General features: G+C 69.4%; 28 protein-coding genes. 15 read left to right on the top strand and 13 right to left on the bottom strand.

Going from position 1 to position 26,585, the window contains the following annotated elements; translation table 11 throughout:
• Positions 1–30: 30 nt before the first annotated feature.
• The gene (locus ACZ5M6_RS10150) at positions 31–483 is read left to right on the top strand and encodes a hypothetical protein (protein ID WP_464158440.1); all 453 of its coding nucleotides are present in this window, start codon (positions 31–33) and stop codon (positions 481–483) included.
• Positions 484–555: 72 nt separating this feature from the next.
• Here ACZ5M6_RS10150 and rsmD read toward each other — a convergent pair whose 3' ends face one another.
• Positions 556–1,128 carry a 16S rRNA (guanine(966)-N(2))-methyltransferase RsmD gene (rsmD, locus tag ACZ5M6_RS10145; protein ID WP_464158438.1) on the bottom strand — a complete coding sequence of 191 codons (573 nt, stop codon included), beginning with the start codon at positions 1,126–1,128 and terminating at the stop codon, positions 556–558.
• 3 nt (positions 1,129–1,131) lie between these two features.
• On the bottom strand, positions 1,132–2,592 hold the full coding sequence (locus tag ACZ5M6_RS10140) for a pseudouridine synthase (RefSeq protein ID WP_464158436.1): 1,461 nt from the start codon (positions 2,590–2,592) through the stop codon (positions 1,132–1,134).
• A 12-nt stretch (positions 2,593–2,604) separates the two neighbouring features.
• On the opposite strand from ACZ5M6_RS10140, the gene tadA reads away from it, so the two are divergent.
• Genes tadA through ACZ5M6_RS10125 form a run of 3 tightly spaced genes read left to right on the top strand, consistent with a single transcriptional unit; the run spans position 2,605 to position 4,615 of the window.
• Positions 2,605–3,063 carry a tRNA adenosine(34) deaminase TadA gene (tadA, locus tag ACZ5M6_RS10135; RefSeq protein WP_054766924.1) on the top strand — a complete coding sequence of 153 codons (459 nt, stop codon included), beginning with the start codon at positions 2,605–2,607 and terminating at the stop codon, positions 3,061–3,063.
• Positions 3,064–3,102: 39 nt separating this feature from the next.
• Entirely contained in the window at positions 3,103–3,528 is a 426-nt protein-coding gene (locus tag ACZ5M6_RS10130) for an MliC family protein (RefSeq protein ID WP_336966942.1), read from the top strand.
• Between the two features lie 40 nt (positions 3,529–3,568).
• Positions 3,569–4,615, top strand: a complete 1,047-nt coding sequence (locus ACZ5M6_RS10125; RefSeq protein ID WP_464158433.1) for an NAD(P)H-dependent flavin oxidoreductase — start codon at positions 3,569–3,571, stop codon at positions 4,613–4,615.
• Here the strand turns inward: ACZ5M6_RS10125 and ACZ5M6_RS10120 are convergent.
• From ACZ5M6_RS10120 to ACZ5M6_RS10110, 3 genes are read right to left on the bottom strand one after another with little or no spacing between them, the layout of a single operon-like run.
• On the bottom strand, positions 4,612–5,199 hold the full coding sequence (locus tag ACZ5M6_RS10120) for a GNAT family N-acetyltransferase (RefSeq protein WP_464158431.1): 588 nt from the start codon (positions 5,197–5,199) through the stop codon (positions 4,612–4,614). The genes ACZ5M6_RS10125 and ACZ5M6_RS10120 overlap by 4 nt on opposite strands.
• Positions 5,199–6,305 carry a 3-dehydroquinate synthase gene (gene aroB / locus ACZ5M6_RS10115; protein ID WP_464158429.1) on the bottom strand — a complete coding sequence of 369 codons (1,107 nt, stop codon included), beginning with the start codon at positions 6,303–6,305 and terminating at the stop codon, positions 5,199–5,201. The genes ACZ5M6_RS10120 and aroB overlap by 1 nt, the downstream gene beginning before the upstream one ends.
• On the bottom strand, positions 6,302–6,868 hold the full coding sequence (locus ACZ5M6_RS10110) for a shikimate kinase (RefSeq protein ID WP_183215671.1): 567 nt from the start codon (positions 6,866–6,868) through the stop codon (positions 6,302–6,304). The genes aroB and ACZ5M6_RS10110 overlap by 4 nt, the downstream gene beginning before the upstream one ends.
• 125 nt (positions 6,869–6,993) lie before the next feature.
• On the opposite strand from ACZ5M6_RS10110, the gene ACZ5M6_RS10105 reads away from it, so the two are divergent.
• From ACZ5M6_RS10105 to ACZ5M6_RS10090, 4 genes are all read left to right on the top strand, one after another.
• The gene (locus ACZ5M6_RS10105) at positions 6,994–7,896 is read left to right on the top strand and encodes a site-specific tyrosine recombinase XerD (protein ID WP_464158427.1); all 903 of its coding nucleotides are present in this window, start codon (positions 6,994–6,996) and stop codon (positions 7,894–7,896) included.
• A gap of 116 nt (positions 7,897–8,012) precedes the next feature.
• Positions 8,013–8,960 (top strand): acetyl-CoA carboxylase carboxyltransferase subunit alpha, encoded by a 948-nt coding sequence (locus ACZ5M6_RS10100; protein ID WP_464158426.1) that lies wholly within the window; start codon positions 8,013–8,015, stop codon positions 8,958–8,960.
• A 72-nt stretch (positions 8,961–9,032) separates the two neighbouring features.
• Entirely contained in the window at positions 9,033–9,581 is a 549-nt protein-coding gene (locus ACZ5M6_RS10095) for a response regulator (protein ID WP_464158424.1), read from the top strand.
• On the top strand, positions 9,578–10,090 hold the full coding sequence (locus ACZ5M6_RS10090) for a chemotaxis protein CheE (RefSeq protein WP_464158423.1): 513 nt from the start codon (positions 9,578–9,580) through the stop codon (positions 10,088–10,090). The genes ACZ5M6_RS10095 and ACZ5M6_RS10090 overlap by 4 nt, the downstream gene beginning before the upstream one ends.
• Here the strand turns inward: ACZ5M6_RS10090 and ACZ5M6_RS10085 are convergent.
• The 3 genes from ACZ5M6_RS10085 to ACZ5M6_RS10075 form a co-directional block, all read right to left on the bottom strand.
• Entirely contained in the window at positions 10,075–11,961 is a 1,887-nt protein-coding gene (locus ACZ5M6_RS10085) for an ABCB family ABC transporter ATP-binding protein/permease (protein WP_464160117.1), read from the bottom strand. The two genes, ACZ5M6_RS10090 and ACZ5M6_RS10085, sit on opposite strands and share 16 nt — an antisense overlap.
• 61 nt (positions 11,962–12,022) lie before the next feature.
• Entirely contained in the window at positions 12,023–13,039 is a 1,017-nt protein-coding gene (locus tag ACZ5M6_RS10080) for a threonine aldolase family protein (RefSeq protein ID WP_054765588.1), read from the bottom strand.
• Positions 13,039–13,989, bottom strand: a complete 951-nt coding sequence (locus ACZ5M6_RS10075; protein WP_333897033.1) for a mechanosensitive ion channel family protein — start codon at positions 13,987–13,989, stop codon at positions 13,039–13,041. Before ACZ5M6_RS10075 ends, ACZ5M6_RS10080 begins: the two co-directional genes overlap by 1 nt.
• Before the next feature lie 127 nt (positions 13,990–14,116).
• Between ACZ5M6_RS10075 and ACZ5M6_RS10070 the strand changes: the two genes are divergently transcribed.
• The 3 genes from ACZ5M6_RS10070 to ACZ5M6_RS10060 all read left to right on the top strand — a co-directional run bounded on the left by ACZ5M6_RS10070 (position 14,117) and on the right by ACZ5M6_RS10060 (position 18,957).
• Entirely contained in the window at positions 14,117–14,671 is a 555-nt protein-coding gene (locus tag ACZ5M6_RS10070; RefSeq protein WP_287396411.1) for an FKBP-type peptidyl-prolyl cis-trans isomerase, read from the top strand.
• 117 nt (positions 14,672–14,788) lie between these two features.
• Positions 14,789–16,744, top strand: a complete 1,956-nt coding sequence (locus ACZ5M6_RS10065; RefSeq protein WP_464158421.1) for a M61 family metallopeptidase — start codon at positions 14,789–14,791, stop codon at positions 16,742–16,744.
• 227 nt (positions 16,745–16,971) lie between these two features.
• Positions 16,972–18,957: a M61 family metallopeptidase gene (locus ACZ5M6_RS10060; RefSeq protein WP_464158419.1), complete on the top strand. Its 1,986-nt coding sequence runs from the start codon at positions 16,972–16,974 to the stop codon at positions 18,955–18,957.
• A 4-nt stretch (positions 18,958–18,961) separates the two neighbouring features.
• Here the strand turns inward: ACZ5M6_RS10060 and ACZ5M6_RS10055 are convergent, their stop codons facing one another.
• Complete coding sequence (locus ACZ5M6_RS10055) at positions 18,962–19,762, bottom strand: class I SAM-dependent methyltransferase (protein ID WP_464158417.1); 801 nt, start codon at positions 19,760–19,762, stop codon at positions 18,962–18,964.
• Between the two features lie 147 nt (positions 19,763–19,909).
• Between ACZ5M6_RS10055 and hemB the strand changes: the two genes are divergently transcribed.
• From hemB to ACZ5M6_RS10035, 4 genes are read left to right on the top strand one after another with little or no spacing between them, the layout of a single operon-like run.
• A complete protein-coding gene (gene hemB / locus ACZ5M6_RS10050; RefSeq protein ID WP_464158415.1) occupies positions 19,910–20,908 on the top strand; it encodes a porphobilinogen synthase in 999 nt (332 codons plus the stop codon).
• Positions 20,908–21,477, top strand: coding sequence for an N-acetyltransferase family protein (locus ACZ5M6_RS10045; RefSeq protein WP_464158414.1), 570 nt, complete (start codon positions 20,908–20,910; stop codon positions 21,475–21,477). Before hemB ends, ACZ5M6_RS10045 begins: the two co-directional genes overlap by 1 nt.
• A gap of 53 nt (positions 21,478–21,530) precedes the next feature.
• The gene (locus tag ACZ5M6_RS10040; protein WP_336966930.1) at positions 21,531–21,872 is read left to right on the top strand and encodes a hypothetical protein; all 342 of its coding nucleotides are present in this window, start codon (positions 21,531–21,533) and stop codon (positions 21,870–21,872) included.
• 50 nt (positions 21,873–21,922) lie between these two features.
• Positions 21,923–23,239 carry a hypothetical protein gene (locus ACZ5M6_RS10035; RefSeq protein ID WP_336966929.1) on the top strand — a complete coding sequence of 439 codons (1,317 nt, stop codon included), beginning with the start codon at positions 21,923–21,925 and terminating at the stop codon, positions 23,237–23,239.
• A 4-nt stretch (positions 23,240–23,243) separates the two neighbouring features.
• Here the strand turns inward: ACZ5M6_RS10035 and ACZ5M6_RS10030 are convergent, their stop codons facing one another.
• The 4 genes from ACZ5M6_RS10030 to tpiA form a co-directional block, all read right to left on the bottom strand.
• The gene (locus ACZ5M6_RS10030) at positions 23,244–23,402 is read right to left on the bottom strand and encodes a hypothetical protein (RefSeq protein ID WP_183215693.1); all 159 of its coding nucleotides are present in this window, start codon (positions 23,400–23,402) and stop codon (positions 23,244–23,246) included.
• A gap of 99 nt (positions 23,403–23,501) precedes the next feature.
• Positions 23,502–25,154, bottom strand: coding sequence for a CTP synthase (locus ACZ5M6_RS10025; protein WP_152950112.1), 1,653 nt, complete (start codon positions 25,152–25,154; stop codon positions 23,502–23,504).
• 120 nt (positions 25,155–25,274) lie between these two features.
• The gene (secG, locus tag ACZ5M6_RS10020; RefSeq protein WP_336966928.1) at positions 25,275–25,694 is read right to left on the bottom strand and encodes a preprotein translocase subunit SecG; all 420 of its coding nucleotides are present in this window, start codon (positions 25,692–25,694) and stop codon (positions 25,275–25,277) included.
• Positions 25,695–25,802: 108 nt separating this feature from the next.
• Entirely contained in the window at positions 25,803–26,552 is a 750-nt protein-coding gene (gene tpiA / locus ACZ5M6_RS10015; protein ID WP_336966927.1) for a triose-phosphate isomerase, read from the bottom strand.
• Positions 26,553–26,585: the final 33 nt, after the last annotated feature.

Genomic DNA, 26,585 nt, shown 5'->3' with positions numbered 1-26,585 from the left:
CTGACGTACCGTCGTTTTAAGGACACGGCCATGACCCAGCCCTATCGCATCCGTGAAGCCGCCATCTGGGGCCAGGCCCGCGCCGACTATCTGTCGGGTCTCAGCGCCGAGGCCGTATGTCGGCGTCATGACCTGGGTCTGTCGGCCTTTCGCCGCCGCGCCCGCAAATACGGCTGGCGGCGCAGCGATCAGGTGGAGCCGCCGCCCGGCGAGATCAACCTGTCCCTGTATGAGGACATCGACCTGGACGAGCTGGCGCGCACCGCCCGCCTGCGGTTCATCGAGGCGGTGGAGGGCGGGCGCGCGTCGGACGCCCGGCGCTGGCGCGCCCTGGCCGACGACCTGACCCGCGAGGCCCGCGCCTTCGACGCCGACTTCTTCAGGGGCATGAGCCGCGAAGAGGTGGACGCCTCGCTGGAAGGGATGCGGCGCGAGATCGACGAAGAGGACGAGGCCCTGCTGGGACCGCCGCCCGAGGACTGACCGTCCTGCGACTCCCTCGCAAAAATCTGCACGAAAGTGCACTAAAAGAATTTGGAGTGCACTTTCGCCCCGTCAGGCGGCGGGGGCGACCTTCAGGAACAGCACCCGCGCCGCCCCATAGTCCCGCGCATCCAGCCGGTCATAGCCGGGGGTGTCGATGTCCGGCTCGCCCGAGCCGCGTTCGAACACCACCAGGGCGCCCGGCTTCAGCCAGTTCCCCTCCAGCAGCCGCACAAGGGTCTGCTCGCCCAGACCCTTGCCGTAGGGCGGGTCCAGGAAGGCCAGGTCGAAGGCCTCGCCGTCCGATCCGGGCCGGACGCCCAGGTCGGTCGCGCTGCGCCGATGGACCCGGGTGCGGCCCATCAGCCCATAGGCGTCGGCGTTCTCCCGGATCGCGCCCCTGGCCCCGTCGTCGGTCTCGACGAACAGGCAGAAGCCCGCGCCCCGGCTGATCGCCTCAAAGCCCAGGGCGCCCGATCCGGCGTACAGGTCGATGACCCGCAGGCCGTTCAGGCTCTCGCTCCAGGCGGCGTGCTCCAGCACGTTGAACAGGGCCTGGCGCGCCCGGTCCGAGGTCGGGCGCGTGCCCTGCCCCTCCGGCGCGACGATGGCCCGGCCCTTTAGGCTTCCGGCGACGATCCGCATGGATCAGCCGCGCGGCGTGCGGGGCTTGCCCCCCGGCGAACGGCCGCTGGTCCCCGACGGTCCCGCCGGCTTGCCGCCGCCCGCGCGCGGGGGCCGCACCGGCCGGTCGCCGCCGCGAGGCCCGCCGCTGCGCCCCCCCTCGCTGCGGCCTGCGGGCTTCCTGCGGTCGTCGATGAACTGGTCGTCGCGGGGTTTGAACACCCGCTTGGGCCGGTCGCCGTCGGCGCGGGCGGGGCGATCGCCCTCGGGGGCGGTGCGCTCGCGCGGTTTGAAGCTCTTGGAATGTTCGAACTTGGGCTTGGCCTTGGCCCAGCCGTCCTTCTTGGGCGCCCGCTCGCGGCGCTCGACCGCCTCGGCCTGGGCCGACTCGGCGGCGCGGACGCGGCTGGGCTTGCGCGACGGATCCGACATGGCCGAACCGGAGCGGCCCTTGACGATGGGGGTGGCGATCCGGCGACCGGGAATGGGCGCGGGCGTCTCGACCGTATTGCCGGTCGGCAGGTTCTCGGGCCGGATATGGTCGGCCAGCAGCTCGCGGATCACGCGCGGCCCCACCTCCTCCACCGCCCCGACCGGCAGGACGTCCAGACGGAACGGCCCATAGGCCAGACGGATCAGCCGGTTGACCGTCAGGCCGACCGACTCCAGCACCTTGCGCACCTCGCGGTTCTTGCCCTCGGTGATCGAGACCGAGATCCACAGATTGGCCGGCGCCTTGCCGTCCTCGGACTTGGACTCCTTGGCCTTGTCCAGGGTGGCCTCAATGGGACCATAGGAGACGCCGTCCACGACGACCCCGTCCTTCAGCTTGTCCAGTTGGGCCTGGGTGATCTTGCCCCGCGCCCGGGCGCGGTACTGGCGCACCAGGGCGGTCGAGGGCAGTTCCAGCGCCCGGCTCAGCTCCCCGTCATTGGTCAGCAGCAGCAGGCCCTCGGTCGCCAGATCGAGCCGCCCGACCGAGATCACGCGCGGCAGCCCCGCCGGCAGGGCGTCGAACACCGTCGGCCGGCCCGCCGGATCCTTGTGGCTGGTCAAGAGACCGGCCGGCTTGTGATAGCGCCAGACGCGCGTCGCCTGGGCCCCGCCGATCGGCTTGCCGTCCACGGTGATTACGTCGTCGCGCGTCACCAGGGTGGCGGGCGTGTCCAGGATGCGGCCGTTGACCGCCACCTTGCCCAGGCCGATCAGCCGCTCGACCTCGCGGCGCGAGGCGATGCCGGCGCGGGCCATCGCCTTGGCGATTCGCTCGCTGCGGACCGGGGCGGCCTCGGCCTTGGCCGGTTTGGCGCCGGCGCGGGGGCGGTCGTCGCCCGACTTGCCGGCAAAGGCCTTGCGCGGCTTGTCGCCGAAGGGGGTCTTCCCGTCGCCGCTCTTGCGAGGACCGGAGGATTTGAAGGGCCCAGGCGACCGTCCGTCTTGACGGGCGCGGGGCTTCTTGTCGTTGTCGTTCGTATGGCGGACCATGATGAGCGGTTCATGCGCATGGCGCTGGACCAAGCGCAAGCGGCGGCGGACGCAGGAGAGGTGCCTGTGGGCGCAATTCTTGTCGATCCCGCCTCAAACGCGGTGATTTCCACCGGCGCCAACGGCCCGATCTGCGCGCACGACCCTACAGCCCATGCCGAGATCGTGGCCATGCGACGCGCGGCGACGGCGCTGCAGAACTATCGCCTCACCGGCCTGACCCTCTATGTGACGCTTGAGCCCTGCGCCATGTGCGCCGGCGCCATCAGCCACGCCCGCATCGGTCGCGTGGTCTGGGCGGCCGATGATCCCAAGGGCGGCGCCGTGCTCCACGGCCCCCGTCTGTTCGAGCAACCCACTTGCCACTGGCGTCCGGCGACGGAGTGGGGTCTGTTGGCCGAGGAGGCGTCCAGCCTGCTCAAGTCCTTCTTCCGTCAACGGAGAGGAACGGCCGCAGGCGGCGGACGTTAGACCGCCGCCCCAAGCGGCGCTGTTGTGAGGAGTATCGCCTTGTCCAAGCCGGTTCTGCGGCCGTCCTTCGCTCTCGGCGGCCTCGCCGCCGTCCTCCTTCTGACGGCCTGCGGCCCTGACCCCGACAAGGCTCCCACCACCGGCGACGAGGTCAAGGAACGCGCCATCGAGGCCCAGACCGCCCGCAAACGCACCGGCGCCGAGGTCCAGGACCGCGTCCTGAACCGCGTCGTCCATACGGTCTATCTGTGCGACAACGGCGAGCGGTTGTCGGTGGATTTCGACAATCCGCGCCAGATGGCGACGGTCCGCAACTCCTCGGGCGAGGCGGTGGATCTTTATCAGGAACGCGCCGCCGACGGCATCTGGTACCGCGCCTCCAACGTCGAACTGCGCGGCAAGGGGGTGCTGGCCACCTGGTCCGTCGAAGGCCGACAGCCGACCGAATGCCGGGCCGTCGACTGACCCCATTGCCGAAGCCGACCCGGCTCCCTAGCTGCGGTCCATGTCCCTGATCGAACAGCTTGGCCTGACCGCGCCGATCGTCCAGGCGCCCATGGCGGGCGTCTCGACCCCGGCCATGGCGGCGGCCGTTTCGAACGCCGGGGCGCTGGGCTCCATCGCCGTCGGCGCGACCGATGCGGCGGGGGCCGGCCGGATGATCGCCGAGACCCGCGCCCTGACCGACCGCCCCTTCAACGTCAATCTGTTCGTCCACGCCGCGCCCCGCCGCGACGAAGGTGCGGAAGCCGCCTGGCTTCAGGCCCTGACGCCGTCGTTCGCCGCCTTCGGCGCCGCGCCCCCCGCCACGCTGAACGCCCCCTATCGCAGCTTCGCCGACGACGACGCCATGCTGGCGCGCCTGATCGCCGACGCCCCCGCCGTGGTCAGCTTCCACTTCGGCCTGCCCGATGGAGAGCGGATCCGGGCGCTGAAACAGGCCGGCTGCCTGCTCCTGGCCACGGCGACCAATCTCGATGAAGCCCTGGCTTGCAGGGCGGCGGGCGTCGACGCCGTGGTGGCGCAAGGATGGGAGGCCGGCGGCCATCGCGGGATGTTCGATCCTGACGCCGACGACGGCCGCTTGGGGACTCTGGCCCTGACCCGCCTGCTGGCGCTTCACAGCGGCCTGCCGGTCGTCGCCGCCGGAGGGATCATGGACGGCCGGGGCGTCCGCGCCGCCCTGGACCTGGGCGCCGTCGCGGCCCAGTTGGGCACCGCCTTCGTCGCCTGTGACGAAAGCGCCGCCGACGCCGCCTATCGCGCCGCCCTGTTCAGCGACGCGGCGCGTCATACCGTCATGACCAGCGCCGTATCGGGCCGACCCGCCCGCTGCCTGCGCAATCGTTTCACCGAATTGGGGGCGCAGACGACGGCCGCCATCCCCGACTATCCCGTCGCCTATGACGCCGGAAAGGCCTTGAACGCCGCCGCCAAGGCCGTCGGCGAATACGGCTTCGGCGCCCAATGGGCCGGCCAGGGCGCGCCCCTGGCCCGCAGCCTTCCCGCCGCCGACCTGATTGCGGCCCTGATCGAGGAGATGGACGCCTAGCCGAACGCCGCCAGCCTTCGATCCAGCCCGTCCCGCACCTCGGGCCAGTCGTCGTCGATCACCGCGAACATGGCCGTATCCCGCGCCCGGCCGGTCCAGGTGGTCTTGTGCTTCCTCAGAACGCCCTCGGCCTTGGCGCCCAGTTTGCGGATCGCCGCCTGGCTCTGCGCATTCACCGCATCGGTGATGATCTCGACCCGCACAGCGCCGGCGTCGAAGGCGTGGCCCAGCAGCAGCCGCTTGCAGGCCGGATTGACCGGCCCGCCCCGCGCTTCCGGCCGATAGAAGGTCGATCCGATCTCGCAGCGTCGATAGGCCGGGTGGATCTCGTAAAGGCTGGTCGTCCCGACCACCGCCCCGTCCGACAGCCGCCGCACGGCGTGGGCGATGCGCGTTCCGGCCGCCATGGCCTTGAGGGCGGCGCCCCACCAGCCGTCGAAATGCGCGCCATAGGCGGGCGCGACCATGATCTCCCAGGCGGCCGGATCGCAATCCAGCGCCGCCTTCATCGTCTCCCGCAAATCCTCGGTAAACGGCTCCAGCCGCACGAACCGATCCTCCAGCGGGACGACGGCGATCTGCATCAGCCCGTCGCCCCTTCGGCGATCAGGAAGGCGCGCACCTTGTCCGCATCCACGCCCTTGGCGACGAAGGCCCGGCCGACGCCGTGAGCCAGGATCAGGGTCAGGGTGCCGCCCTCGGCCTTCTTGTCCCCGGCCATCAGGGCCAGCAGCCGGTCGGCTTCGAAGGCGCCCGCCTGATCCAGCCGCGTGGGCAGGCCCGCCGCCGCGATCACCGCCTCGACCCGCGCGGCGTCCTCGGCCGAACACAGTCCCTCGCGCGCCGAATAGCGCAAGGCCATGCAGCAGCCGAGCGCCACCGCCTCCCCATGGGCCAGGGCGTCTTCGTCGAACCCGACCTCGGCCTCTATGGCGTGGCCGAAGGTGTGGCCCAGGTTCAGCAGGGCGCGGCGTCCCGCCTCCTTCTCGTCCTCCCCGACCACGGCGCTCTTGATCTCGACTGAGCGGATCACCGCCCGTTCCAGGGCCGCCGGATCGCCCGACGCTCCGGCCGCCCCCTCGCCCGCCAGCCAGTTGAAGAAGGCGGGGTCGCAGATCAGCCCGTGCTTCAGCACCTCGGCCCAGCCGGACTTCACCTGCCGCGCCGGCAGGGTCGCCAGCACGTCGATGTCGGCCAGGACCAGGCGCGGCTGATGGAAGGCGCCGACCAGGTTCTTGCCCCGCGGCGTGTCGATGGCCGTCTTGCCGCCGACGGACGAGTCGACCTGGGCCAGCAGGGTCGTCGGGATCTGCACGAAGTCGATGCCGCGCATGTAGAGCGCGGCCGCGAGACCGGCCAAATCCCCCACCACCCCGCCGCCCAGGGCGATCACCACGTCCTTGCGGTCCAGGCCGATCTCCAGCAGCCGGTCCAGCACCCGCTCCAGCTGGGCGAAGGATTTCGACCCCTCGCCCGGCGGCACGGCGACGATCCGGCTCTGGACCCCCGCCGCCGCCAGGGATGCGGTCAGGGCGGCGCCGTGAACGGCCTCGACCGTCTCATCGGTGATGATCACCGTCCGGCCCCGGGCCAGGGGCGCGATCCGGGCGCCCGCCTGCTGCAGCAGTCCGCGCCCCACGATCACCTGATAGGCGGCGAAGGCGCCGCCGCTGACGGAAATGGTCGTCATGCTTTCGTCTCCGCACGGCGGCGTGTGCGCCAGTGTCGGCGCAGGGTCTTGTGAATGGCGTCCACCGCCTGGCCGTGAGACCCCTGCCCCACGTCCACGGTGACGTCGGCCTCGCCATAGATCGGATAACGGACCTCGGCCAAGGCCGTCAGCACCTCGAGCGGGTCCTTGCCGCGCAACAGGGGCCGGGTGTCGCGCCGCGCCACCCGTTCGGCGATGACCGCCAGATCGGCCCTCAGCCAGACCGTGTCGGCTCTTTCCTTCAGCAGGGCGCGGGTCTCCGGGTTCATCATCGCCCCGCCGCCGGTGGCCAGGACCAGGGGCGGCCCCTCCAGCAGGCGGCGGATCACCCGCGCCTCGCCGGCCCTGAACTCGGCCTCGCCCAAGGCGGCGAAGATTTCGGACACGGTCATTCCCGCCGCCTCCTCGATCTCCACGTCTCCGTCGGCGAAGGGCAGTTTCAACCGATTGGCCAGCCGCCGCCCCACCGACGATTTGCCCACCCCCATCAGGCCGACCAGGGCTATGGTGCGGGTCGGGCCCGGATTCGCGCGCCGCCTCATCCGGCGGCTCCGGCGGAACGGACGGCGAAGGAAACGGCGAAGGCGACGGCGCAGGCGGACATGATCGTTGGAACCTCTACACCAAGCCCGGCCTCGCGCCATCCGTTCGCAGGAACGATCGCCGCATGACGCCACAAATCGAAGCTTTTCTGGAGATGATGGCGGTGGAGCGTGACGCCTCGCCCCACACCCTGGCGGCCTATGGACGGGATCTGGCCGACGCCGAGGCCGCCCTGTCGTCGGACGGCGGCCTGATGCAGGCCCCGGCCGAGGCGGTCGAGGCCTGGTTCGCCGACCTGTCGCGCCGGGGCCTGTCGGCGGCCACCGCCGCCCGACGCCGGTCGTCGGTGCGGCAGTTCTACCGCTTCGCCCTGGCCGAGGGCTGGCGGGCCGACGATCCGTCGCGTCGCCTGGACGCCCCCAAACAGGGCCGCCCCCTGCCCAAGTCCCTCAGCCGGGACGAGATCGACCGGCTGCTGGCCGCCGCCGCAGCCCGAGACGCGGCCGCCGGCCTGCGTCTGGTCGCCCTGGTGGAGATGGCCTACGCCTCGGGCTTGCGGGTGTCGGAACTGCTGGGCCTGAAGGTCGAGGCCGTGCGCCGCGATCCCGCCTATCTGATCGTGCGCGGCAAGGGCGGCAAGGAGCGCCTGGCCCCCCTGAACCCCGCCGCCCGCGCGGCGCTGAAGGCATGGCTGACGGCGCGCGACGCCCGGCGCAAGCCCGAGGCGCCCGACAGCCCCTGGCTGTTTCCATCCTCCGGCCGTTCCGGCCATCTGACCCCGCGCCGGTTCGCCCAGCTGCTGGACGAGGCCGCGGTCGCGGCGGGCCTCGACCCGGCGCGGGTCAGCCCCCACGTCCTGCGTCACGCCTTCGCCACCCATCTTCTGGAGGGCGGCGCCGACCTGCGCGTGGTCCAGACCCTGCTCGGCCATGCTGACATCGCCACCACCCAGATCTACACCCACGTCGCCACCGACCGCCTGGCCCAGGTCGTCCACCAGAACCACCCCTTGGCGCGGGACGAATAACTCCGACTCACGGCTGTGAAAGCGACATTGTCACCCCGCTTGCCCCACGGCCCCGACCTCTCTAGTTTCCCCCGCCTTCCCCTGGGGCGCCTCGCCCGCCGTTTTCGGACGCCTTTATGGCCACGCACTATCTCGATTTCGAAAAGCCGATCGCCGATCTGGAAGCCAAGATCGAAGAGCTGTCGGCCCTGTCCGAGACCTCCGGGGGCTTCGACAACGAGATCGCCGGCCTGCGCAGGAAGGCTGAACAGCTGCGCAAGAAGACCTACGCCGGCCTTGACCCCTGGATGAAGACCCAGGTGGCGCGGCATCCGCAACGCCCCCACTTCATCGACTATGTCCAAGGCCTGTTCACCGACTGGACCGAACTGCACGGCGACCGACAGTTCGGCGACGATCAGGCCATTCTGGGCGGGCTGGCGCGATTCCGGGGCCGTCCGGTCGTCGTCATGGGCCATGAGAAGGGCCACGACACCGAGACTCGCCTGACCCACAACTTCGGCATGGCCCGGCCCGAGGGTTATCGCAAGGCCGTGCGCCTGATGGACATGGCCGAACAGTTCGGCCTGCCGGTCCTCAGCTTCATCGACACGGCAGGCGCCTATCCGGGCCTGGGCGCCGAAGAGCGCGGCCAGGCCGAGGCCATCGCCCGTTCGACCGAACGCTGCCTGACCCTGGGCGTGCCCTCCATCGCCACCATCACCGGCGAAGGCGGATCGGGCGGCGCCATCGCCATCGCCGCCGCCAGCCGCGTCTTGATGCTGGAGCATTCGATCTATTCGGTTATCTCGCCCGAAGGGGCGGCCGGCATTCTGTGGCGCGACGGCGCCCGGGCCCGCGACGCCGCCATGGCCATGAAGATCACCGGCCCGGACCTTGTCGCGCTGAAGATCGTGGATCGTCTGATCGAGGAACCGACCGGCGGCGCCCACGCCGACCGCGACGGCGCCCTGGCCAGGGTCGGCGACGTTCTGGCCGAGGAACTCCAATCCTTCGACGGCCTGTCGCCCCAGCAGATCAAGACCCGCCGCGCCGAGCGGTTCTACGCCATCGGCGCCCTCTGATCGAACGCCGTTAACCGCGCATCCACCTCCAGGTTCTAGCCTATAGGACCCGGGGGATTGGAAAGATCGGACATGCCGACACAGTCGGATACGCTCAGGGACAGCGCCGTCTTCAATCTGAGCGGCGCCGTCGTCATGGTGGTCGATGATTCGCCCTTCTCCCTGACCCTGACCACGGGCGTCCTGTCCGGCTTCGGCGTGCGCCCGGCCTATACGGTCGGCAGCGGCGTTCAAGCCCAGAGCCTCCTGGCGGAAAAGCCGATCGACCTCTTGCTGATCGACACCGACATGCCCGACATAGACGGGTTCGAACTGGTGCGATGGTTGCGCCGGTCCGGCCCAAATCCCAACGCCTTCACCCCCGTCATCATGACGGCCAGCCACATCCGACGCGGTCGGGTGGCCGAGGCGCGGGACTGCGGCGCCAACTTTGTCGTCACCAAGCCCTTCAGCGCCGCCATGCTGCTGGAGCGCATCCTTTGGGTCGCCCGCGACACGCGCCCCTTCCTTGAGGTCGGGGACTATCTGGGCCCGGATCGTCGCTTCGTCCGCCCCGAACTCTATGAGGGCGAGGAACGGCGCGCCGACAGGCTCCGCAACAATATGGTGGAGTTCGCATGACGGTCATCACCCACGTTCAACGCCGCTCGCGCCTGGCGGAGATGGTGGATCGCCCCGGCGGCGTCAGCGTCGGCGTCGCCCTCGCTCAGGCCCAGGCCAATCTGGGCGGGTTGAGGGACCAGGCCTGCGCCATCATCGCCGACAACATCGCCGTCCTCCTGGCCGAGCCGGCGCCGGGCACGATCGAGGCCCTGCGGCTGGACCTGGCCTATTCAGCGTCCAACCAGATCATCGACGCGGCCAGCCCCTTTGCGATGGATGATCTGTGCACGGCCGCCAAGGGTCTGTGCGACCTTCTGGACGCCGCCCCGCGCCAGGGTGGTTTCGACTGGCGCATCGCCACGGTCCACGCCCAGGCGATGAAGCTGCTGCTCAGCCTGCCGACCGACGCCGCAGCGCCCCGCGCCGCCATCGTCGACAACCTGGCTGAGGTTCTGAAGCGCAAACTGCCCGCCGCGCCCCAGACGGCTCATCAGACGGCTCATCAGGCGGTTCAGCCGACCGCCTGAATCGTCCGTCCCGCCCGCGTCTGTTTGCGCCACAGGGCGGCGTACTCCCCGCCCTGGCGCGCCACCAGTTCGTGATGGGCCCCGCGCTCGACGATCCGCCCCGCCTTCAGCACCAGGATCTGGTCGGCGTCGGCCACGGTGGACAGCCGGTGGGCGACCACCAGGGTGGTGCGTCCGGCGCTGACCCGCCGAAGGGTCTTCTGGATCGCCGCCTCGGTGCGGCTGTCCAGGGCGCTGGTGGCCTCGTCCAGGATCAGGATGCAGGGATCGGCCAGCAGGGCGCGGGCGATGCCCACCCGCTGGCGTTCGCCGCCGGACAGCTTAAGCCCCCGTTCTCCGACCCGGGTCTGCATCCCGTCCGGTAATCCGCGGATGAAGTCGGCCAGTTCCGCCGCCTCCGCCGCAGCCCAGACCTGGGCCTCGTCCGCCTCGGGCCGGGCGAAGGCGATATTGGCCGCCAAGGTGTCGTTGAACAGGGCTACGTCCTGCGGCACCAGGGCTACCGCAGCCCGCAAGGACGCCTGGGTCACGTCGCGCACGTCGCGGCCGTCGATCAGAACCCGGCCCTCCTGCGGATCGATCAGCCGCAGGGCCAGTTTGACGATGGTCGACTTGCCCGCACCCGACGGCCCGACCAGGGCGGTGGTGGTTCCGGGCGCCGCCACGAAGCTGACGTCCTCCAGCCCATTGGCGCGGGCGTCGTGGCGGAAGCCGACGTGCTGGAACTCGACCGCAGCGCCCCGCGCATCGGCCGCGCGCGGCAGGGGCTGGGCGTGGGGCGCGTCCGCCACCTGGGGCGTCTGGCGCGTGACCTTCAGCATCTCCTCCATGTCGATGAAGGACTGGCGAATCTCGCGATAGGCGAAGCCCAGGATGTTCAGGGGCGCATACAGGGAGACCATGATCAGCACCGCCGCCGTCACGTCGCCCGGCCCCATCCGCCCAGCCGCAGCCTCGAACCCAGCCATGACCGCCATGACGCCGAGACCCAGGTTCATGATCAGGGCCTGAATCCCGTTCAGCAGGGCCAGGGAGGTGTTGGCCTTCAAGGCCGCCGCCGCATAGTCGCCCAGGGCCCGGTCATAGGTCAGGGCGGCCCGCGCCTCGGCGCCGAACGACTTGACCGTCTCATAGTTGAGCAGGGCGTCGACCGAGACCCCGGCGGCCTCCGAATCGGCGGCGTTCATCACCCGCCGATGCTCCAGCCGCCAGTTCGACAGGGCGAAGGTGGCCGCGGCGTAGACGACCACCACCGCGATCGCCACAGCGGCGAACCGCCAGTCGTACTTGCCGCCCAGCACCGCCGCCGCCAGCACCAGCTCCACCCCGGTGGGAACCAGGTTGAAGGCCAGGATGCGCAGCAGGAAGTCCACGGCCCGCGAGCCGCGATCCAGGGTCCGCGACAGGGCGCCGGAGCGTTTGGTCTGGTGGAAATCCAGCGACAGGCTCAGGGCGTGGGCGAAACCTTCGGCGGCTGTCCGCCTCTGGGCCGCCGCTCGGACCGGGGCGAAGACCACGTCCGAGGCCTGGGGCGCCGCCGCCGACAGAAACCGCACCAGGGCCCAGCCGACCGCAAAGGCGGCGAAGCCCCAGCCCATGGCGACGGCCGTTCCCTGTCCGGCCGCCAGCCGATTGACCGCCGCGCCCAGGACCAGGGGCGCCAGCACGCCCAGACCCTTGCCCGCCAGGGTCAGGGCGATCGCCGCCCCCAGCCGCGCGCGCAGCTGCGGCGCGCCCGATCGCCCGACCAGCCGCACCAGATCCGCCAGCGCCTTCAGCGTCGGCGGGCCTTCCGTTCTGTCCTGCATGCTCCCCGCCTGCTGCGCCTTGACCATCGGGTCGCGCCGGCCGCCGGAGCGCTCTCCGCGCATCGCCATGGTCCGCATATGGACAGTCAAGACGGCCGGGAAAAGGCCGCCCGCTGTGAACCGCTCAGTTCAGGCCGGCGATGGCGGCGATCAGCTCGTCCACCGCCTCTTCCTGGGTCGCCCAGGAACAGACGAACCGGACTGATCCGTCGTCGAACTGATAACAGGCCCAGCCCAGGGCCTTCAGCCTCTGGTGCGCCTCGGCCGGCATACGGACGAAAACCGTATTGGATTCGACCGGATGGGCCAGGACGAAGGGCGAGCGCGTCGCAATCCCGGCCGCCAGACGCTGGGCCATCAGATTGGCGTGGGCGCCGCCCGCCTCCCAGTCGCCGCTTTCCAGCAGCCCCAGCATGGGTCCGGCCAGCGTCCGGGCCTTGGACGCCGTCTGTCCGGCCTGTTTCAGCCGATTGTCCAGCCGCCGCGCCAGGCTCTTGTCGAACAGGACCAGGGCCTCGACGCAAGACGCGCCCGCCTTGGCGCCGCCGAACACCAATATGTCCACGCCCAGGCGCGCAATGTCCTTCAGGTCGAACCCGGCCGCAGCCGCGTTGGCCAGCCGCGCCCCGTCCATATGCACCCCATAGCCGCACGCCTTCACCGGCTCGATCAGATGGCGCAGCTCTTCTTCCGTATAGACGGCGCCGTATTCCGTGGCCTGGGTCAGGGACAGGGCGGCCGGCGGCTGGCGATGGCCGACCTCGGGCTCGGTCAGCTGCGCCTTCAGCGCCAGGGGATCGATCCGCCCGGAAAAGCCCGGCAGGCCGATCAGCCCCACCCCCTGGCCGAAGAAGCCCGGCGCCCCCGTTTCATCGGTGCAGACATGGGCGGCGTTGTGCGCCAGCACCGCCTCGAACGGATAGGTCAGCATCGACAGGGCGATGGCGTTGGCCGCCGTGCCGCTGAAGACGAAACGGACGTCGGCGTCGGCGTCCAGCCTCTGGCGGATCTGGTCGGCGGCCCGCGCCGTGATCGCATCGGCGCCGTAGGAGGGAACGAAGCCGGCGTTGGCCTGGATCAGGCCCTCCAGGGCGCTGGGCGCCATTCCGGCGGTGTTGTCGGATCCGAAATCGTAACGCATCAGCGGGTCTTCGTACTCGTCTCTTCGGCCTGGTTCGGGTCGACCGTCCGCACACGGACCACCGGCATGACGTCCTCGTCGCCATAGGGCACGGCGACCTGGTGCGGGAAGGGAATCTCGATCTCGGCGGCGTCCAGCGCCTCCTTGCCGCCCTGCATCAGATCGGCCTGGGTCTGCCACCAGTCCTCGACCTTGACCCAGGCGTGCAGGGTGATCTGGACCGCGCTGTCCAACAGGCCGGTCACCCCGGTCCAGGGATGGGGGTCGTGCAGAACCTTGTCATGGGCTGCGGCCATGTCGGCCAGGACGCAGCGCGCCTTGTTCAGATCCTCGCCGTAGCCGACGGTGAAGTTGATCTCGATCCGCCGGGTCTGCTGGCCGGTCAGATTGGTCAGGGGATCGCTCAGGACCTTGGAGTTCGGAATGACGATCTTGTGGTTGTTGGCGTTCGACAGCTGGGTCGTGAACAGGTCCAGCCGCTGCACCGTCCCGGCCATGCCGCCGACGTCCACCACGTCCCCGACGCGATAGGGCCGCAGAATCAGAAGCATGATGCCCGAGGCCACATTGGACAATGTGCCCTGAAGCGCCAGGCCCACGGCCAGGGACGCCGCGCCCAGAACCGCGATGATGGAGGTGGTCTGCACCCCCAGCCTTTGCAGCACGGCGATCATGCCGATGATGATCACCACCACCCGCACCACCTGAACGGCGAAACTGAGGACCGTCTGGTCGTGGCGGAAGGCGCCGATCCGCGACAGCGCCCTTCGCGCCAGCCCCGCCGCCCATTTGGCCGCAAACAGGGTCGCCGCGAAGATCAGGGCCGCGATGATCAGATTGATGGCGAAGTCGCCGGCCATGTCGGTCAGCTTGGCGATCATGACGGCGTCGACGGCCACGGCCTGGCGACCGGCCGCCACTGCTTCGGCGAGAGAGTTGTCTATGGACATGGTCGCGGGTCTAACGCCTTAAGTCCCGATTGGAACCCCGCCGGCTCAATTTCCCGCTCCTTCCGCTTATGTCGCCTTCGCGCAAAGACGGTTGGCGGCGGCCCGTTCGGCCTGATAGCGTCGCCTTATGACTCGCACCCTGCCGATCCTCCTCGCCGCCCTCGCCCTTTCCGCCTGCGCGACGCGCGGGACGCCGGTCTCCTACGCCGAAACGGCCTCGGCGGCCGCCCGCGCCGCCGCCCAGGTCGAGGGCCAGGCCGGACAGACGCCGCAACAGGCCTGGGACGCCGGAAACCAGGCCTATCTGGCGTGGAACGGCGCCCGGCGCGGCTGGACCACCACAGCCAGCGGCCTGCAATACCGCCGCGTGGGCAAGGCCCATCCCGAGGGCGCCCAGCCGTCGGCGACCGATACGGTCAAGGTCCATTATCGCGGGACCTTCATCGACGGGCGGGAGTTCGACAGCTCCTACGCCCGCAACGAACCGGCCGAGTTTCCGCTGAACCGGGTCATCAAGGGGTGGACCGAAGGGGTCGCCCTGATGCGGGTCGGCGAGACCTTTGAGTTCGTCATTCCGCCGGCCCTGGCCTATGGCTCGCGCTGGGTCGGCGGCGATCAGCTTCCGCCCAACTCCACCCTGCGCTTTTCGGTGGAGTTGCTGGACGTGACCCCCGGCGCCTGACGCCTGGGTCCGGGCGAACGAGATTTTCGGCGTCCGATCGGCCCGACCGCTTGACGATCCACGCGGTGCGGCGGACTGTCGCGCCTCTCCCTTTCCTGAGTTCGAAAGTCCGCGTCCATGATCCGCACCCGCCTTCGCGCCGTCGGCCTCGCCCTCCTGCTGGCCTCCGCCGCACCGGCCGCCCTGGCGCAACAGGCGTCGACGGCGGCGCCCGCCCTGCCGGCGCCCCTGACGCCCATCCCAGCGGCGCGCGACGTCGCCTATCCGGAGGTGATCGGTCTGGAAATCGACGCGACCAACCTGGGCCAGCACATCTTCTCGATCACCGAGACTCTTCCCGTCGCCCAGAGCGGGCCCATGGTCCTGTTCTTCCCCGAATGGCTGCCGGGCAACCACGGTCCGGTCGGGCCGATCACCCAGCTGGCGGGGATCGAGATCACCGCGAACGGCCGGCGGGTCGAATGGGTCCGCGACACCCTCAGCCCCTTCGCCTATCACATCACGGTTCCGGCCGGGGCGACCGAGCTGAAGATCGCCATGCAGCACCTTTCGCCGACCAGCGGCGCCCAGGGCCGGGTGACGATGACGCCCGAGATGCTGAACATCCAGTGGGAGAAGATGCTGCTCTATCCCGCCGGTCACTGGTCGCGGAACATCATGGTCCATCCCACGGTCAAGTTCCCCACCGGCTGGCGCTTCGGCACGGCGCTGGAGCCGGAAACCAAGACCGGCGACGTCCAGACTTTCAAACCGGTCAATCTGGAGGTCCTGATCGACAGCCCCGTCTTCGCCGGCCTCCACTATCGCCAGATCGACCTGGACCCCGGCGGCCGCTCGCCGGTCCGCGCCAATATCGTCGCCGACGAGGCGAAGAGCCTGGAAGCCACCGACGAGCAGATTCAGATCCTGCGCAACCTCGTGACCCAGATGGACCGCCTCTACGGCGCGCGCCATTTCGACCACTACGACTTCCTGATCGCCATGACCGACAAGCTGGGCGGCATCGGTCTTGAGCATCATCGCTCCTCCGAGAACTCGGTCGATCCCGAGTTCTTCACCGGCTGGGCCACCCATCTGGGCGACCGCGATCTGCTCAGCCACGAGATGAACCACTCCTGGGACGGCAAATGGCGTCGCCCGGCGGACCAGTATGTGCCTAACTTCAACAGCCCGATGCAGAACAGCCTGCTGTGGGTCTATGAGGGCCAGACCCAATACTACGGCCAGGTCGTCGCGGCCCGTTCGGGCCTTCTGACCAAGGAACAGGCCATGGACTCCCTGGCCATGACGGCGGCCTCCTATGACTACCGGGTCGGGCGCGGCTGGCGCGCGCTTCAGGACACCACCAACGACCCGATCATCAGCCAGCGCCGGCCCAAGGCCTGGCTGTCCTGGCAGAGGGACGAGGACTACTATTCCGAAGGCCAGCTGATCTGGCTGGACGTCGATACGACGATCCGGGAGAAGACCGGCGGCCGCAAGTCGCTCGACGACTTCGCCCGCGCCTTCTACGGCGTTCAGGACGGCAGTTTCGAACCGGCGCCCTACACCTTCGAAGACGTGGTCGCGGCCCTGAACGGGGTGGTCGAGAACGACTGGGCCGCCTTCCTGCGCGCGCGGCTGGACGCCGTCGGCCCCGACGCCCGCGCGCCGCTGGACGGGCTGGAGCGCGGCGGCTGGCGGCTGACCTACGGCGAGACCCCGACGGCCTATCAGAAGACCCTGTACGGCGAGTTCAAGCGCAACGACTTCACCTATTCCCTGGGCCTGCAGACCGGCGAGAACAATGCGATCCGCAGCGTCCAGTGGGGCAGCCCGTCCTTCAAGGCCGGCCTGGCGCCGGGCATGGAGATCGTCGCCGTCAACGGCCAGGCCGCCAAGCCCGACCGACTGGCCGAGGCCGTCACCGCCGCCAAGGACCCCGCCGTGCCGATCACCCTGATCGTCAAGGACGGCGACCAGTACCGGACCGTCGTCCTCGACTATCACGACGGCCTTCGCTACCCGCGCCTGGAACGCATCCCCGGAACCCCGGACCGGCTGGGCGACATACTGACGCCGCGCAAGCGTTGACGCCGGTAGCCCCCCTTTCTGTCTCTCCGCTTCGCTCCGAGCCGCCGCCCCATCGCCTTGCGACAGGGAGGAGACAGCACCGTCTCCTCCCCACAGGGTGGGGAGGTGGCGCGGCGCCGTTCGGCGCCGTGAAGGAGGGGCTCTAACGCCGCACCGCGCCTGCTGCACTTGACGCCCCTTGCCCGCTCCCCGACGGTGCAGATCTGCCCTGCTGTTCGGATGACCTGATGCCGCGTACCCGCCTGACCGCCGCCGCCTGCCTCGCCGCCCTGATGACGGCCGCCCCAGCCCTGGCCCAGGATTTCCAGTCGACGCCGGTGGTGGTCGAGGCGCGCGACGCGGCCCTGGCCCTGCCGCGGCCCCAACCGGCCATCCCCGCCCCTGCGGACAGGCCCTATCCCGGCGTCATCCAGTACCGGGCCGACATCACCGACCTGGACCGGCGAATCATCCGCGTCAGCCAGACCATCCCCGTCGCCGCTCCCGGCCCGCTGACCCTGCTCTATCCGAAATATCTGCCGGGCAACCACGCCGCCACCGGCCCCATCCAGCTGCTGGCCGGTCTGACGGTGACGGCGAACGGCCAGAGGCTGGAATGGCTGCGCGACACCCTCGACCCCTACGCCTTCCACCTGGACGTTCCCGCAGGCGTGACGGCGATCGAAGTCGCCTTCGAACAGCTGACCCAGCCGGACAGCTCCAACTGGCGCGTCCTGATGACCCCCGCCATGGTCAATCTGCAGTGGGAGAAGGCCATCCTCTATCCGGCCGGCTACTACAGCCGCCAGATTCAGGTCGCCCCCTCCATCCGCCTGCCCGCCGGCTGGAGCTACGGCACGGCCCTGAAGACCGAAGGCCGCGACGGCGATGTGGCGCGGCTGGAGACCACCGACCTCTACACCCTGATCGACAGCCCGGTTTTCGCCGGCGCCCACTATCGCCGCGTCGATATCGACCCGAACGGCGCCCCGTCTGAATCAAGGGTCCACCTGAACCTCCTCGCCGACGAGGAGAAAGGTCTCGCCGCCACCGAAGAGCAGTTGAAGCTCTACGAGAACATGGTCCAGCAGGCCGACCGCCTGTTCGGCGCCCGTCACTTCGACAACTATGAGTTCCTCTTCGCCCTGACCGACCAGATGGGCGGCATCGGTCTGGAACATCATCGCTCCTCCGAGAACACCGGCGCCCCCGGCTTCTTCACCGACTGGGCCAAGAGCGCCGGCGACCGCGCCCTTCTGCCCCACGAATACACCCACTCCTGGAACGGCAAGTTCATGCGCCCGGCGGATGAGCTGACCGCCAACCACAACGTCCCGACCCAGAACACCCTGCTGTGGGTCTATGAGGGCCAGACGGAATATTGGGGCGATGTCCTGGCCGCCCGCTCGGGCCTGCATTCCAAGGGGGTGGCCCTGGCGACCCTGGCCAGCGTCGCCGCCTTCTATGACAACCAGCCCGGCCGTCAGTGGCGCGCCCTTCAGGACACCAACAACCACAATCTCCTGGGCTACCGCGTGCCAGGCCAATATCCCTCCTGGATGCGGGGCACCGGCGACTACTATCGCGAAAGCCTGCTGGTCTGGCTGGACGCCGACACCCTGATCCGGGCCGAGACGAACGGGCGCAAGTCGCTCGACGACTTCGCCCGGGCCTTCTTCGGCCACAGCGACGGCGCCTGGGCGCCCCAGGGCTACACCTTCGATCAGGTCGTCGCCGCCCTGAACGCCGTCCATCCGCACGACTGGGCCGGCTTCCTGCGCGAAAGGCTGGACGCCGTCGGCCCTGACGCCCGCGCGCCCCTGGCGGGGATCGAACGGGGCGGCTGGCGCCTGACCTATACCGACACGCCCAACGCCGATGAAAAGGCGGTGAACGGCGGCTGGGCCAATGACTTCCAATATTCGCTGGGCTTCAGCCTGTCGGGTGACAAGCTGACCAATATCCGCTGGGGCGGCCCGGCCTTCGAACAGGGGATCGGCGCCGGCTGGTCGCTTGTCGCCGTCAACGGCAAGGCGGGCTCGGCCGAGGTTCTGCGCGACGCCGTCACGGCCGCCAAGGGGACGGACGCCCCCCTGGAGCTGCTGATCAAGTCCGGCGACCGGTTCCGCACCGTCGCCTTCGACTATCACGACGGCCTGCGCTATCCGCGTCTGGAGCGGATCGAAGGAACCCCGGACCGGCTGTCCGACATCCTGGCCCCGCGCCGGCGCTGAGGTCTCAGCCCGGCTTTCTGAAACGATAGACGAACTGGTCGGTCTTGCCGCGGATGGCGGCGTCGAAGACGTTCAGACTGTGGTCGTCGTCGGGGTTGGCCACCGCCCGGCTCTCGGCCTCGAAGACGAAGCCGGCGGCCTCGACCTCGCGCTTCAGATAGTCGCCCTCGATCCGGTGCAGGGTCTGGACCGCCGAAATCCCCGTCCCCGGCGCCGCCTGGTGGTCGATCAGAATATAGCGGCCGCCGGGCTTCAGGGCGGCGAACACCGCGGCGTTCATCCTGGCCACATCGGTGTTGAAGCCGGGAATGTGGAAGTCGTGGTACTCCTGGCTCATGAAGACTAGGTCCAGCGGCTGGTCATAGGTCATGGAGTCCAGCAGGCCGTTGACCCGCGTCACATTGGGATAGGCGGCGGCCAGGGCGTCGGCCAGGGGGTTCTCCCGCGCCATGGTCCGCTCGGGCACGAAGGCGTAGACCCGGCCCGTCGGCCCGACCACGTCCGAGAACAGGCGGGTGAAATAGCCGGCGCCGGGGCGGATGTCGGCCACCTTGTCGCCGGGCGCGACCTGGGCGAAGGACAGGATCTCGGCTGGATGACGCAGAGGATCGCGCGCCACCTCCTCGGCCGGGCGCTTCGGATCGGCGACGGCGTCGGCATAGAGGGAGACATAGGCGGGGGCGGACGAGGACGCGCTGTCCACGACCACCGTCCGGTCGCCGCCGTCGGAGGCGATGATGATACATCCCGACAGTCCCGCCGCCAGGGCCAGAACCGCCGCGCCCGCCGCCCATCGTCTCATCATCTTCGTCTCCCTCAGTTCGTCGCGATAGGCTCGCATTTCGTCGCCCGGCGCAAGCCGGTATCCCGCTTGAAACGATCCGAATCCTCACGCGATTTGCGCCCCGGCCCCGGCGGCGCTAGTCCGGCGACAGATTTCCAAGGTCTCGCCATGCTCCCCTACCAGCCTGCCCCCTTCCCGCTCGCCCGTCCCCGGCGTCTGCGCGCCAGCCCCTGGGTGCGCCGCATGGTCGCCGAGACCGTCCTGACCCCGGCCGACCTGATCTGGCCTTTGATCGTCCACGACGGCGCCGAGGACCGCGTCCCCGTCGCCTCCATGCCCGGCGTCTTCCGCCTGTCGCCCAAGGAAGCCGCAAAGGCGGCGGTCGAGGCGCGCGATCTGGGCATTCCGATGCTGGCCCTCTTCCCCAATGTCGACGGCGCCCTCAAGGACGCGGTCGGCACGGGCGCCACCGATCCCGACGGCCTGATCCCCGAGAGCATCAAGGCCATCAAGGACGCCGCGCCCGAGATCGGAATCATGACCGACGTGGCGCTGGACTGCTACACCGACCACGGCCACGACGGGGTTCTGGAGGACGACCGGATCGTCAATGACGCCAGCCTGGACCGCCTGGCCGAACAGGCCTTCATCCACGCTCACGCCGGCGCCGACGTGGTGGCCCCCTCGGACATGATGGACGGTCGCATCCAGGCGGTGCGCGAGGCCCTGGAGGCCAACGGCTTCCACGACACCCTGATCCTGTCCTATGCGGCCAAATACGCCTCGGCCTTCTACGGCCCTTACCGCGACGCCGTCGGCTCTTCGAAAGCGCTGAAGGGCGACAAGAAGACCTATCAGATGGACTACGCCAACTCCGACGAGGCCCTGAAGGAGGTCGCCATGGACCTGTCGGAAGGCGCCGACGCGGTCATGGTCAAGCCGGGCATGCCCTATCTCGACATCGTCCGGCGTGTGTCCGAAACCTTCCGCGTCCCGACCTTCGCCTATCAGGTCTCGGGCGAGTACGCGATGATGCAGGCCTCGATCGCCAACGGCTGGCTGGACCAGGACCGGGCCATCCTTGAGACCCTGCACGGGTTCAAGCGCGCCGGCTGCGCGGGCGTCCTGACCTATTTCGCCCCCCAGGCCGCGCGGCTGCTGGGCTGATGCGGCCTGACGTCCAGATCCGCGAGGCGACGCCCGCCGACATGGCGGCGATCACCGCCATCTATGCCGAGAGCGTCGCCAACGGGCGCGGCACCTTCGAGCTGGAGCCGCCGGACGAGATCGAGATGACGGCCCGGTTCGCCGCCGTCCAGGCCCTGGGCCTGCCACGCCTGGTCGCAGTGATCGACGGCGCCGTGGTCGGCTACGCCTACGCCGGGCCGTTCCGCACCCGCCAAGCCTATCGCTACATGGTCGAGGATTCGATCTATGTGTCGCCCGAGGCCCGCGGTCGCGGCGTCGCCGGAGCCCTGCTGGACCAGCTGATCAACCATTGCGAGGCGCTCGGCCTGCGCCAGATGGTCGCCGTGATCGGCGACTCCGCGAACCAGGGCTCCATCGCCCTGCACCGCGCCCGCGGCTTCGCCGACGCCGGGGTGTTCAAGGCGGCAGGCTGGAAACACGACGACTGGCGCGACGTCGTCTTCATGCAGCGGGAACTGGGCCCGGGCGGCCGAACCCCGCCCGACGCCCCCGGCCTGCCCCTGGTCGACAAGAAGCCGGCCCGGTGAATGACGCGGGCGATCCATTGCGACGGGGGAGTGCAACGCCTATCCTTGGCGTCGTGAAGATCGTCTCGTCCCTTCTGCTGCTGATCGGCGCCCTTGCGGTGCTGACCCTGGGCGCCCTCGGCGTCTCGGCCAGCCCGGCCATGGCCGAGACGCCCTGCCATGAGATGGGCCAAGCGACCCCGGATCCGTCCGGCAAGGCGCCCGATAAGGCACCCGATAAGGTCATGAAGGCCATGGCCTGCTGCGTCGCCTGCGTCGCGGCGCCGACCCTTCCGCCCGCCGCCCGTCCTCAGACGGCTGCGGCGCCGCTTCGTCTGACCGCCGTTTCGCCGGCCCTCCCGTCAGGCTGTCGGCCCTCGCCCGAGCCCGGCCCGCCCCGCCTCCTGATCGCCTGAACCCTCGCGCGCTTCGCGGCGCCTTCAGTCGATCCTTCAAGGAGGCCATCATGGCTCCCCATACGCTCGTCGGCGCCCTCGCCGGCGTCTCCCTGCTAGCCCTCGCTCAAGTGGCGACGGCGCAGGACCATTCTCACCACCAGGCGGAGCCGGCCGCTGATCCTCACGCCGGCCACGACAGGGCCGACATGGCCCACGCCATGACCAGCCCCTACGGCCCCTGGCCCATGAACCGCGACGCCTCAGGCACGAGCTGGCAACCCGATTCCGGCGAACACGCCGGGATCCACACCGTCCGGGGCGACTGGACGGTGATGACCCACGCCCTGCTGAACCTGACCTACGACACCCAGTCCGGCCCCCGCGGCGGCGACAAGACCTTCGCCTCGGGCATGTTGATGACGACGGCTCGCCGTGACTTCGACGACGGTTCGACCCTGAACCTGCGCGCCATGCTCAGCCCCGACCCCCTGATGGGCAAGTCCGGCTATCCGCTGCTGCTGGCCGCCGGCGAAACGGCGAACGGCGTCGATCCCCTGGTGGACCGCCAGCATCCGCACGACTTCTTCATGGAGCTGTCGGCCAGCTATTCGAAACGCCTGTCCGAAAAGGACAGCCTCTACGGCTACATCGGCCTGCCCGGCGAGCCCGCCTTCGGCCCGCCCGCCTTCATGCACCGGATGAGCGCCATGGACAGTCCCGAGGCGCCCATCACCCACCACTGGCTGGACTCGACCCATATCGTCTTCGGCGTGACGACCCTGGGCTGGGCCCACGACCGGTTCAAGATCGAGACCTCGGCCTTCAAGGGGCGCGAGCCGGACGAGGAACGCTGGGGCATAGATGAGCCGAAACTGGACAGCTGGTCGGTGCGAGCCTCCTGGAACCCGTCGTCCGACTGGGCCCTCCAGGCCTCCTACGCCGATGTCTCGGCCCCGGAACAGCTCGAGCCTGACGAGGACGAGACCAAATGGTCGGCCAGCGTCCTCCACACCCGCCGCCTGGGCGAGACCGGCTGGTGGTCCTCGACCCTGGCCTGGGGCCGCAAGACCAACAGTCACGATGAATCCAAGGACGGCTGGCTGCTGGAATCCGCCCTCCATCCGAACGACCGCTGGACCGTCTTCGCCCGGGCCGAACGGATCGAGACCGACGAACTGGTCCCCGGCGATCACGGCGGCCACGGCCCGCTCTACACGGTGGGCAAGGCGTCTGTGGGCGCCGTCCGCGACTGGCGGATCGCCCCGCGCGTCCGCTTCGGCCTCGGCGCCCTCTATGCGATGAACCGCGTGCCGGACGCGCTGGAGCCGATCTACGGCGGCGATCCGGACGGCGGCATGGTCTTCATGCGGCTGAAGATCGACTGACGGCTCAGGCCCGCCCGGTTTGCGCCGGGTGGGCCGACGCCGCCGCCAGGCCGCGAACGACCTCATAGCCGATCACGCCGACGCCGAACATGAGCCCAAGGCCGGCGACAATGAGCACCAGGCGGACATGCCGGTGCAGGTAATAGAGCAAGGCGCCGATCATCGACGGTCCATCCTGTCGGATCGTCCTAATTCGATCCGTTCCAGGCATTTTATCGCAAAAAGGACGCCAACCGGAATCGCAGGTCCGTGAGCGTCGTTCTCACACCAACCGGCTCTGCACCACCGCCGCCGCAATGAAGCTGGCGAACAGCGGATGCGGCGCGAAGGGGCGGCTCTTCAGCTCCGGGTGATATTGGACGCCGATGAACCAGGGATGGTCCGGCCGCTCCACCGTCTCGGGCAGGACGCCGTCGGGCGACAGACCGGCGAAGACCAGACCGGCCTTGGCCTCGATCGCCTCGCGATAGTTGATGTTGACCTCGTAGCGGTGGCGGTGCCGTTCGCTGATGGTCGTGGTCCCATAGATTTCGGCGATGCGGGAGCCTTCGGCCAGGGTCGATTCATAGGCGCCCAGCCGCATGGTGCCGCCCAGGTCGCCGCCCTGCTGACGCAGGACGCGCTGATTGCCCTGGGTCCATTCGGTCATCAGACCCACGACCGGCTCGGTCGTAGGGCCGAACTCCGTCGAGGAGGCCTTGGGAAAACCGGCCAGGTTCCGCGCCGCCTCGATCACCGCCATCTGCATGCCGAAACAGATGCCGAAATAGGGGATATTGCGTTCGCGGGCGAACCGCGCCGCCTCGATCTTGCCTTCCGACCCACGCTCGCCGAAGCCGCCGGGCACCAGAACCGCATGGGCGCCCTGAAGCCGCTCCTCGCAGGCCTCAGGATCGCCTTCGAAGGTGTCGGCCTCGACCCAGTCGATATTGACCTTGACGTTGTTCGCGACCCCGCCGTGGTGCAGGGCCTCGATCAGGGACTTATAGGCGTCCTTCAGCACAGTGTACTTGCCGACCACGGCGATGGTGACCTCGCCGTCGGGCTGCAGCCGGCGCCGTGCGATCTCCCGCCAGCGCGTCAGATCGGGCTCAGGCGCGTCCTCGATGCCGAAATGGGCCAGGACCTCCTTGTCCAGCCCCTCGCGGTGATAGTCCAGCGGCACGGCGTAGATGTCGGCCGAGTCCATCGCCTGGATCACGCCGCTTTCGCGGACGTTGCAGAACTGGCCGATCTTGCGCTTCTCCTCGGCCGGGATCGGCTGTTCGCAGCGGCACAGCAGGATGTCGGGCTGGATGCCGATGGATCGCAGCTCCTTGACCGAATGCTGCGTCGGCTTGGTCTTCATCTCCCCGGCCGTCTTGATGAAGGGCAAGAGGGTCAGGTGGACGAAACAGCTCTTGCCGCGCGGCAGGTCCTGGCCCAGCTGGCGGATGGCTTCGAAGAAGGGCAGGCCCTCGATGTCGCCGACCGTGCCGCCGATCTCGACCAGGACGAAGTCGACGTCCTCGCCCGCATCCGTCAGGGCCGGGGTCAGGCAGAAGGATTTGATCTGGTCGGTGACGTGGGGAATGACCTGGACGGTGGCGCCCAGATAGTCGCCCCGCCGCTCCTTCTCCAGAATGGTCGAGTAGATCCGGCCGGTGGTGATGTTGTCGGACTTGGCCGCCGACACGCCGGTGAACCGCTCATAGTGGCCCAGGTCCAGATCGGTCTCGGCGCCGTCGTCGGTCACGAAGACCTCGCCGTGCTGATAGGGGCTCATCGTCCCCGGATCGACGTTCAGATAGGGGTCGAGCTTGCGCAGGCGGACCTTATAGCCGCGCGCCTGCAGAAGAGCGCCGAGAGCGGCGGAGGCGAGGCCTTTTCCCAGTGAGGAAACCACGCCGCCGGTGATGAACACATAGCGAGCCATGGGCGAACACCTTACTCCATGATTCGCAAACGGCGCATGTCGCCTGCGAATCGAACTGTTGATCAAAAGAAGAAAGCGCGCCCTGCGGCGCGCTTTCGGAACTCTGGGTCGGCGGCGGCCCTACTGGGCCGGAGTCGAGGCAGGCGGCTGGGCCGGCGCCGCCGACGGCAGGCTGGCTTCCAGATCGTCCAGCGACGGGGCCGACGGTTGGGCGGGGGCGGCCGGCTGGGCTTGGGCGGGCTGTTGTTGCTGGGGCCGGGGCGTGGTGGCCAGGGAACCCACGGCGTCGGCGTCGATCACCGAGGTGGAGGCGCGGTCCATATTGCCGACCACGGTCAGGATGATGGTCAGGCCGAACAGCAGGGCGGCCAGAACCCAGGTCACCTTGGTCAGCAGATTGCCCGCGCCGCGCGCGGTCATGAAGCCCGAGGGTCCGCCGCCCATGCCCAGGGCGCCGCCTTCCGAGCGTTGCAGCAGAACGACGCCCGTCAAGGAGACGGCGACCAGGATGATGGCGACGAGCAGGATGGTCTGGAGCATGGCGTCATTCATGTGGGCGCGGAGCTGCGCCGATCAAGCGGCGGCCTCTATCACCGATGCCGCCAAGGGGCAAACCTATAGCCGCGCCCGACCGCCCGGCCGCGTCATTCAGGCCGCGCGGATGATCGGAAGAAAGTCCTCGGCCTTCAGCGACGCCCCCCCGACCAGGGCCCCGCCGACCTCCGCCGTCGCCAGAATACCGGCCGCATTGTCCGGCTTGACCGAGCCGCCGTACAGGATCGGCGCCCGACGCGCCGCCTCGCCCAGCCGGTCGACCAGGGCGCTGCGGATCGCCGCATGGACCTCGGCGATCTGTTCGAGGCTCGGGGTCAGGCCGCTGCCGATCGCCCAGACCGGCTCATAGGCCACCGCAAACGTCCGCTCCGCCAGTCCGTCGGGCAGAGATCCCGCCACCTGGGCGCTGACGACCGCGACGGCTTGGCCAGCCTGTCTCTGTTCCAGCGTCTCGCCGACGCAGACGATGGGCTCCAGTCCCGCCGCAACGGCGGCCTGAACCTTGTCCGCCACCTGGGCGTCGGTCTCTCCAAAGGCGGCGCGGCGTTCGGAATGGCCCAGGATCACCAGCCCGGCCCCCGCATCCGCCAGCATCTCCGCCGAGATCGAGCCGGTGAAGGCGCCCGACGGCTTGTCATGACAGTCCTGCCCCCCGGTCTCGATCGCGCTTCCGCTCAGAACCGCGCTCATCTGATGGACCAGGGTGGCGGGCGGGCACAGGGCCACGCGGGCCTGGGTCGGTGCGGCGGACAGGGCGGTCTTCAACCCCTCGGCTTCGGACAGGGCGGCCGCCAGACCGTGCATCTTCCAATTGCCGACGATCAACTTCACGGATTGTTTCATCACGCCTGTCTAGGGGGCGAAAACCTCCGCGCC

The organism is Brevundimonas sp. Br13 (assembly GCF_055391505.1).
This window is presented reverse-complemented; position numbering and strand designations above follow the sequence as displayed.

Bases quoted from the DNA above. Each gene is read 5' to 3' on its own strand.
- ACZ5M6_RS10150 (WP_464158440.1), top strand. From the start codon at position 31: ATGACCCAGCCCTATCGCATCCGTGAAGCCGCCATCTGGGGCCAGGCC.
- rsmD (WP_464158438.1), bottom strand. From the start codon at position 1,128: ATGCGGATCGTCGCCGGAAGCCTAAAGGGCCGGGCCATCGTCGCGCCG.
- ACZ5M6_RS10140 (WP_464158436.1), bottom strand. From the start codon at position 2,592: ATGGTCCGCCATACGAACGACAACGACAAGAAGCCCCGCGCCCGTCAA.
- tadA (WP_054766924.1), top strand. From the start codon at position 2,605: ATGCGCATGGCGCTGGACCAAGCGCAAGCGGCGGCGGACGCAGGAGAG.
- ACZ5M6_RS10125 (WP_464158433.1), top strand. From the start codon at position 3,569: ATGTCCCTGATCGAACAGCTTGGCCTGACCGCGCCGATCGTCCAGGCG.
- ACZ5M6_RS10120 (WP_464158431.1), bottom strand. From the start codon at position 5,199: ATGCAGATCGCCGTCGTCCCGCTGGAGGATCGGTTCGTGCGGCTGGAG.
- aroB (WP_464158429.1), bottom strand. From the start codon at position 6,305: ATGACGACCATTTCCGTCAGCGGCGGCGCCTTCGCCGCCTATCAGGTG.
- ACZ5M6_RS10110 (WP_183215671.1), bottom strand. From the start codon at position 6,868: ATGAGGCGGCGCGCGAATCCGGGCCCGACCCGCACCATAGCCCTGGTC.
- ACZ5M6_RS10105 (WP_464158427.1), top strand. From the start codon at position 6,994: ATGACGCCACAAATCGAAGCTTTTCTGGAGATGATGGCGGTGGAGCGT.
- ACZ5M6_RS10100 (WP_464158426.1), top strand. From the start codon at position 8,013: ATGGCCACGCACTATCTCGATTTCGAAAAGCCGATCGCCGATCTGGAA.
- ACZ5M6_RS10095 (WP_464158424.1), top strand. From the start codon at position 9,033: ATGCCGACACAGTCGGATACGCTCAGGGACAGCGCCGTCTTCAATCTG.
- ACZ5M6_RS10090 (WP_464158423.1), top strand. From the start codon at position 9,578: ATGACGGTCATCACCCACGTTCAACGCCGCTCGCGCCTGGCGGAGATG.
- ACZ5M6_RS10085 (WP_464160117.1), bottom strand. From the start codon at position 11,961: ATGCGCGGAGAGCGCTCCGGCGGCCGGCGCGACCCGATGGTCAAGGCG.
- ACZ5M6_RS10080 (WP_054765588.1), bottom strand. From the start codon at position 13,039: ATGCGTTACGATTTCGGATCCGACAACACCGCCGGAATGGCGCCCAGC.
- ACZ5M6_RS10075 (WP_333897033.1), bottom strand. From the start codon at position 13,989: ATGTCCATAGACAACTCTCTCGCCGAAGCAGTGGCGGCCGGTCGCCAG.
- ACZ5M6_RS10070 (WP_287396411.1), top strand. From the start codon at position 14,117: ATGACTCGCACCCTGCCGATCCTCCTCGCCGCCCTCGCCCTTTCCGCC.
- ACZ5M6_RS10065 (WP_464158421.1), top strand. From the start codon at position 14,789: ATGATCCGCACCCGCCTTCGCGCCGTCGGCCTCGCCCTCCTGCTGGCC.
- ACZ5M6_RS10060 (WP_464158419.1), top strand. From the start codon at position 16,972: ATGCCGCGTACCCGCCTGACCGCCGCCGCCTGCCTCGCCGCCCTGATG.
- ACZ5M6_RS10055 (WP_464158417.1), bottom strand. From the start codon at position 19,762: ATGATGAGACGATGGGCGGCGGGCGCGGCGGTTCTGGCCCTGGCGGCG.
- hemB (WP_464158415.1), top strand. From the start codon at position 19,910: ATGCTCCCCTACCAGCCTGCCCCCTTCCCGCTCGCCCGTCCCCGGCGT.
- ACZ5M6_RS10045 (WP_464158414.1), top strand. From the start codon at position 20,908: ATGCGGCCTGACGTCCAGATCCGCGAGGCGACGCCCGCCGACATGGCG.
- ACZ5M6_RS10035 (WP_336966929.1), top strand. From the start codon at position 21,923: ATGGCTCCCCATACGCTCGTCGGCGCCCTCGCCGGCGTCTCCCTGCTA.
- ACZ5M6_RS10030 (WP_183215693.1), bottom strand. From the start codon at position 23,402: ATGATCGGCGCCTTGCTCTATTACCTGCACCGGCATGTCCGCCTGGTG.
- ACZ5M6_RS10025 (WP_152950112.1), bottom strand. From the start codon at position 25,154: ATGGCTCGCTATGTGTTCATCACCGGCGGCGTGGTTTCCTCACTGGGA.
- secG (WP_336966928.1), bottom strand. From the start codon at position 25,694: ATGCTCCAGACCATCCTGCTCGTCGCCATCATCCTGGTCGCCGTCTCC.
- tpiA (WP_336966927.1), bottom strand. From the start codon at position 26,552: ATGAAACAATCCGTGAAGTTGATCGTCGGCAATTGGAAGATGCACGGT.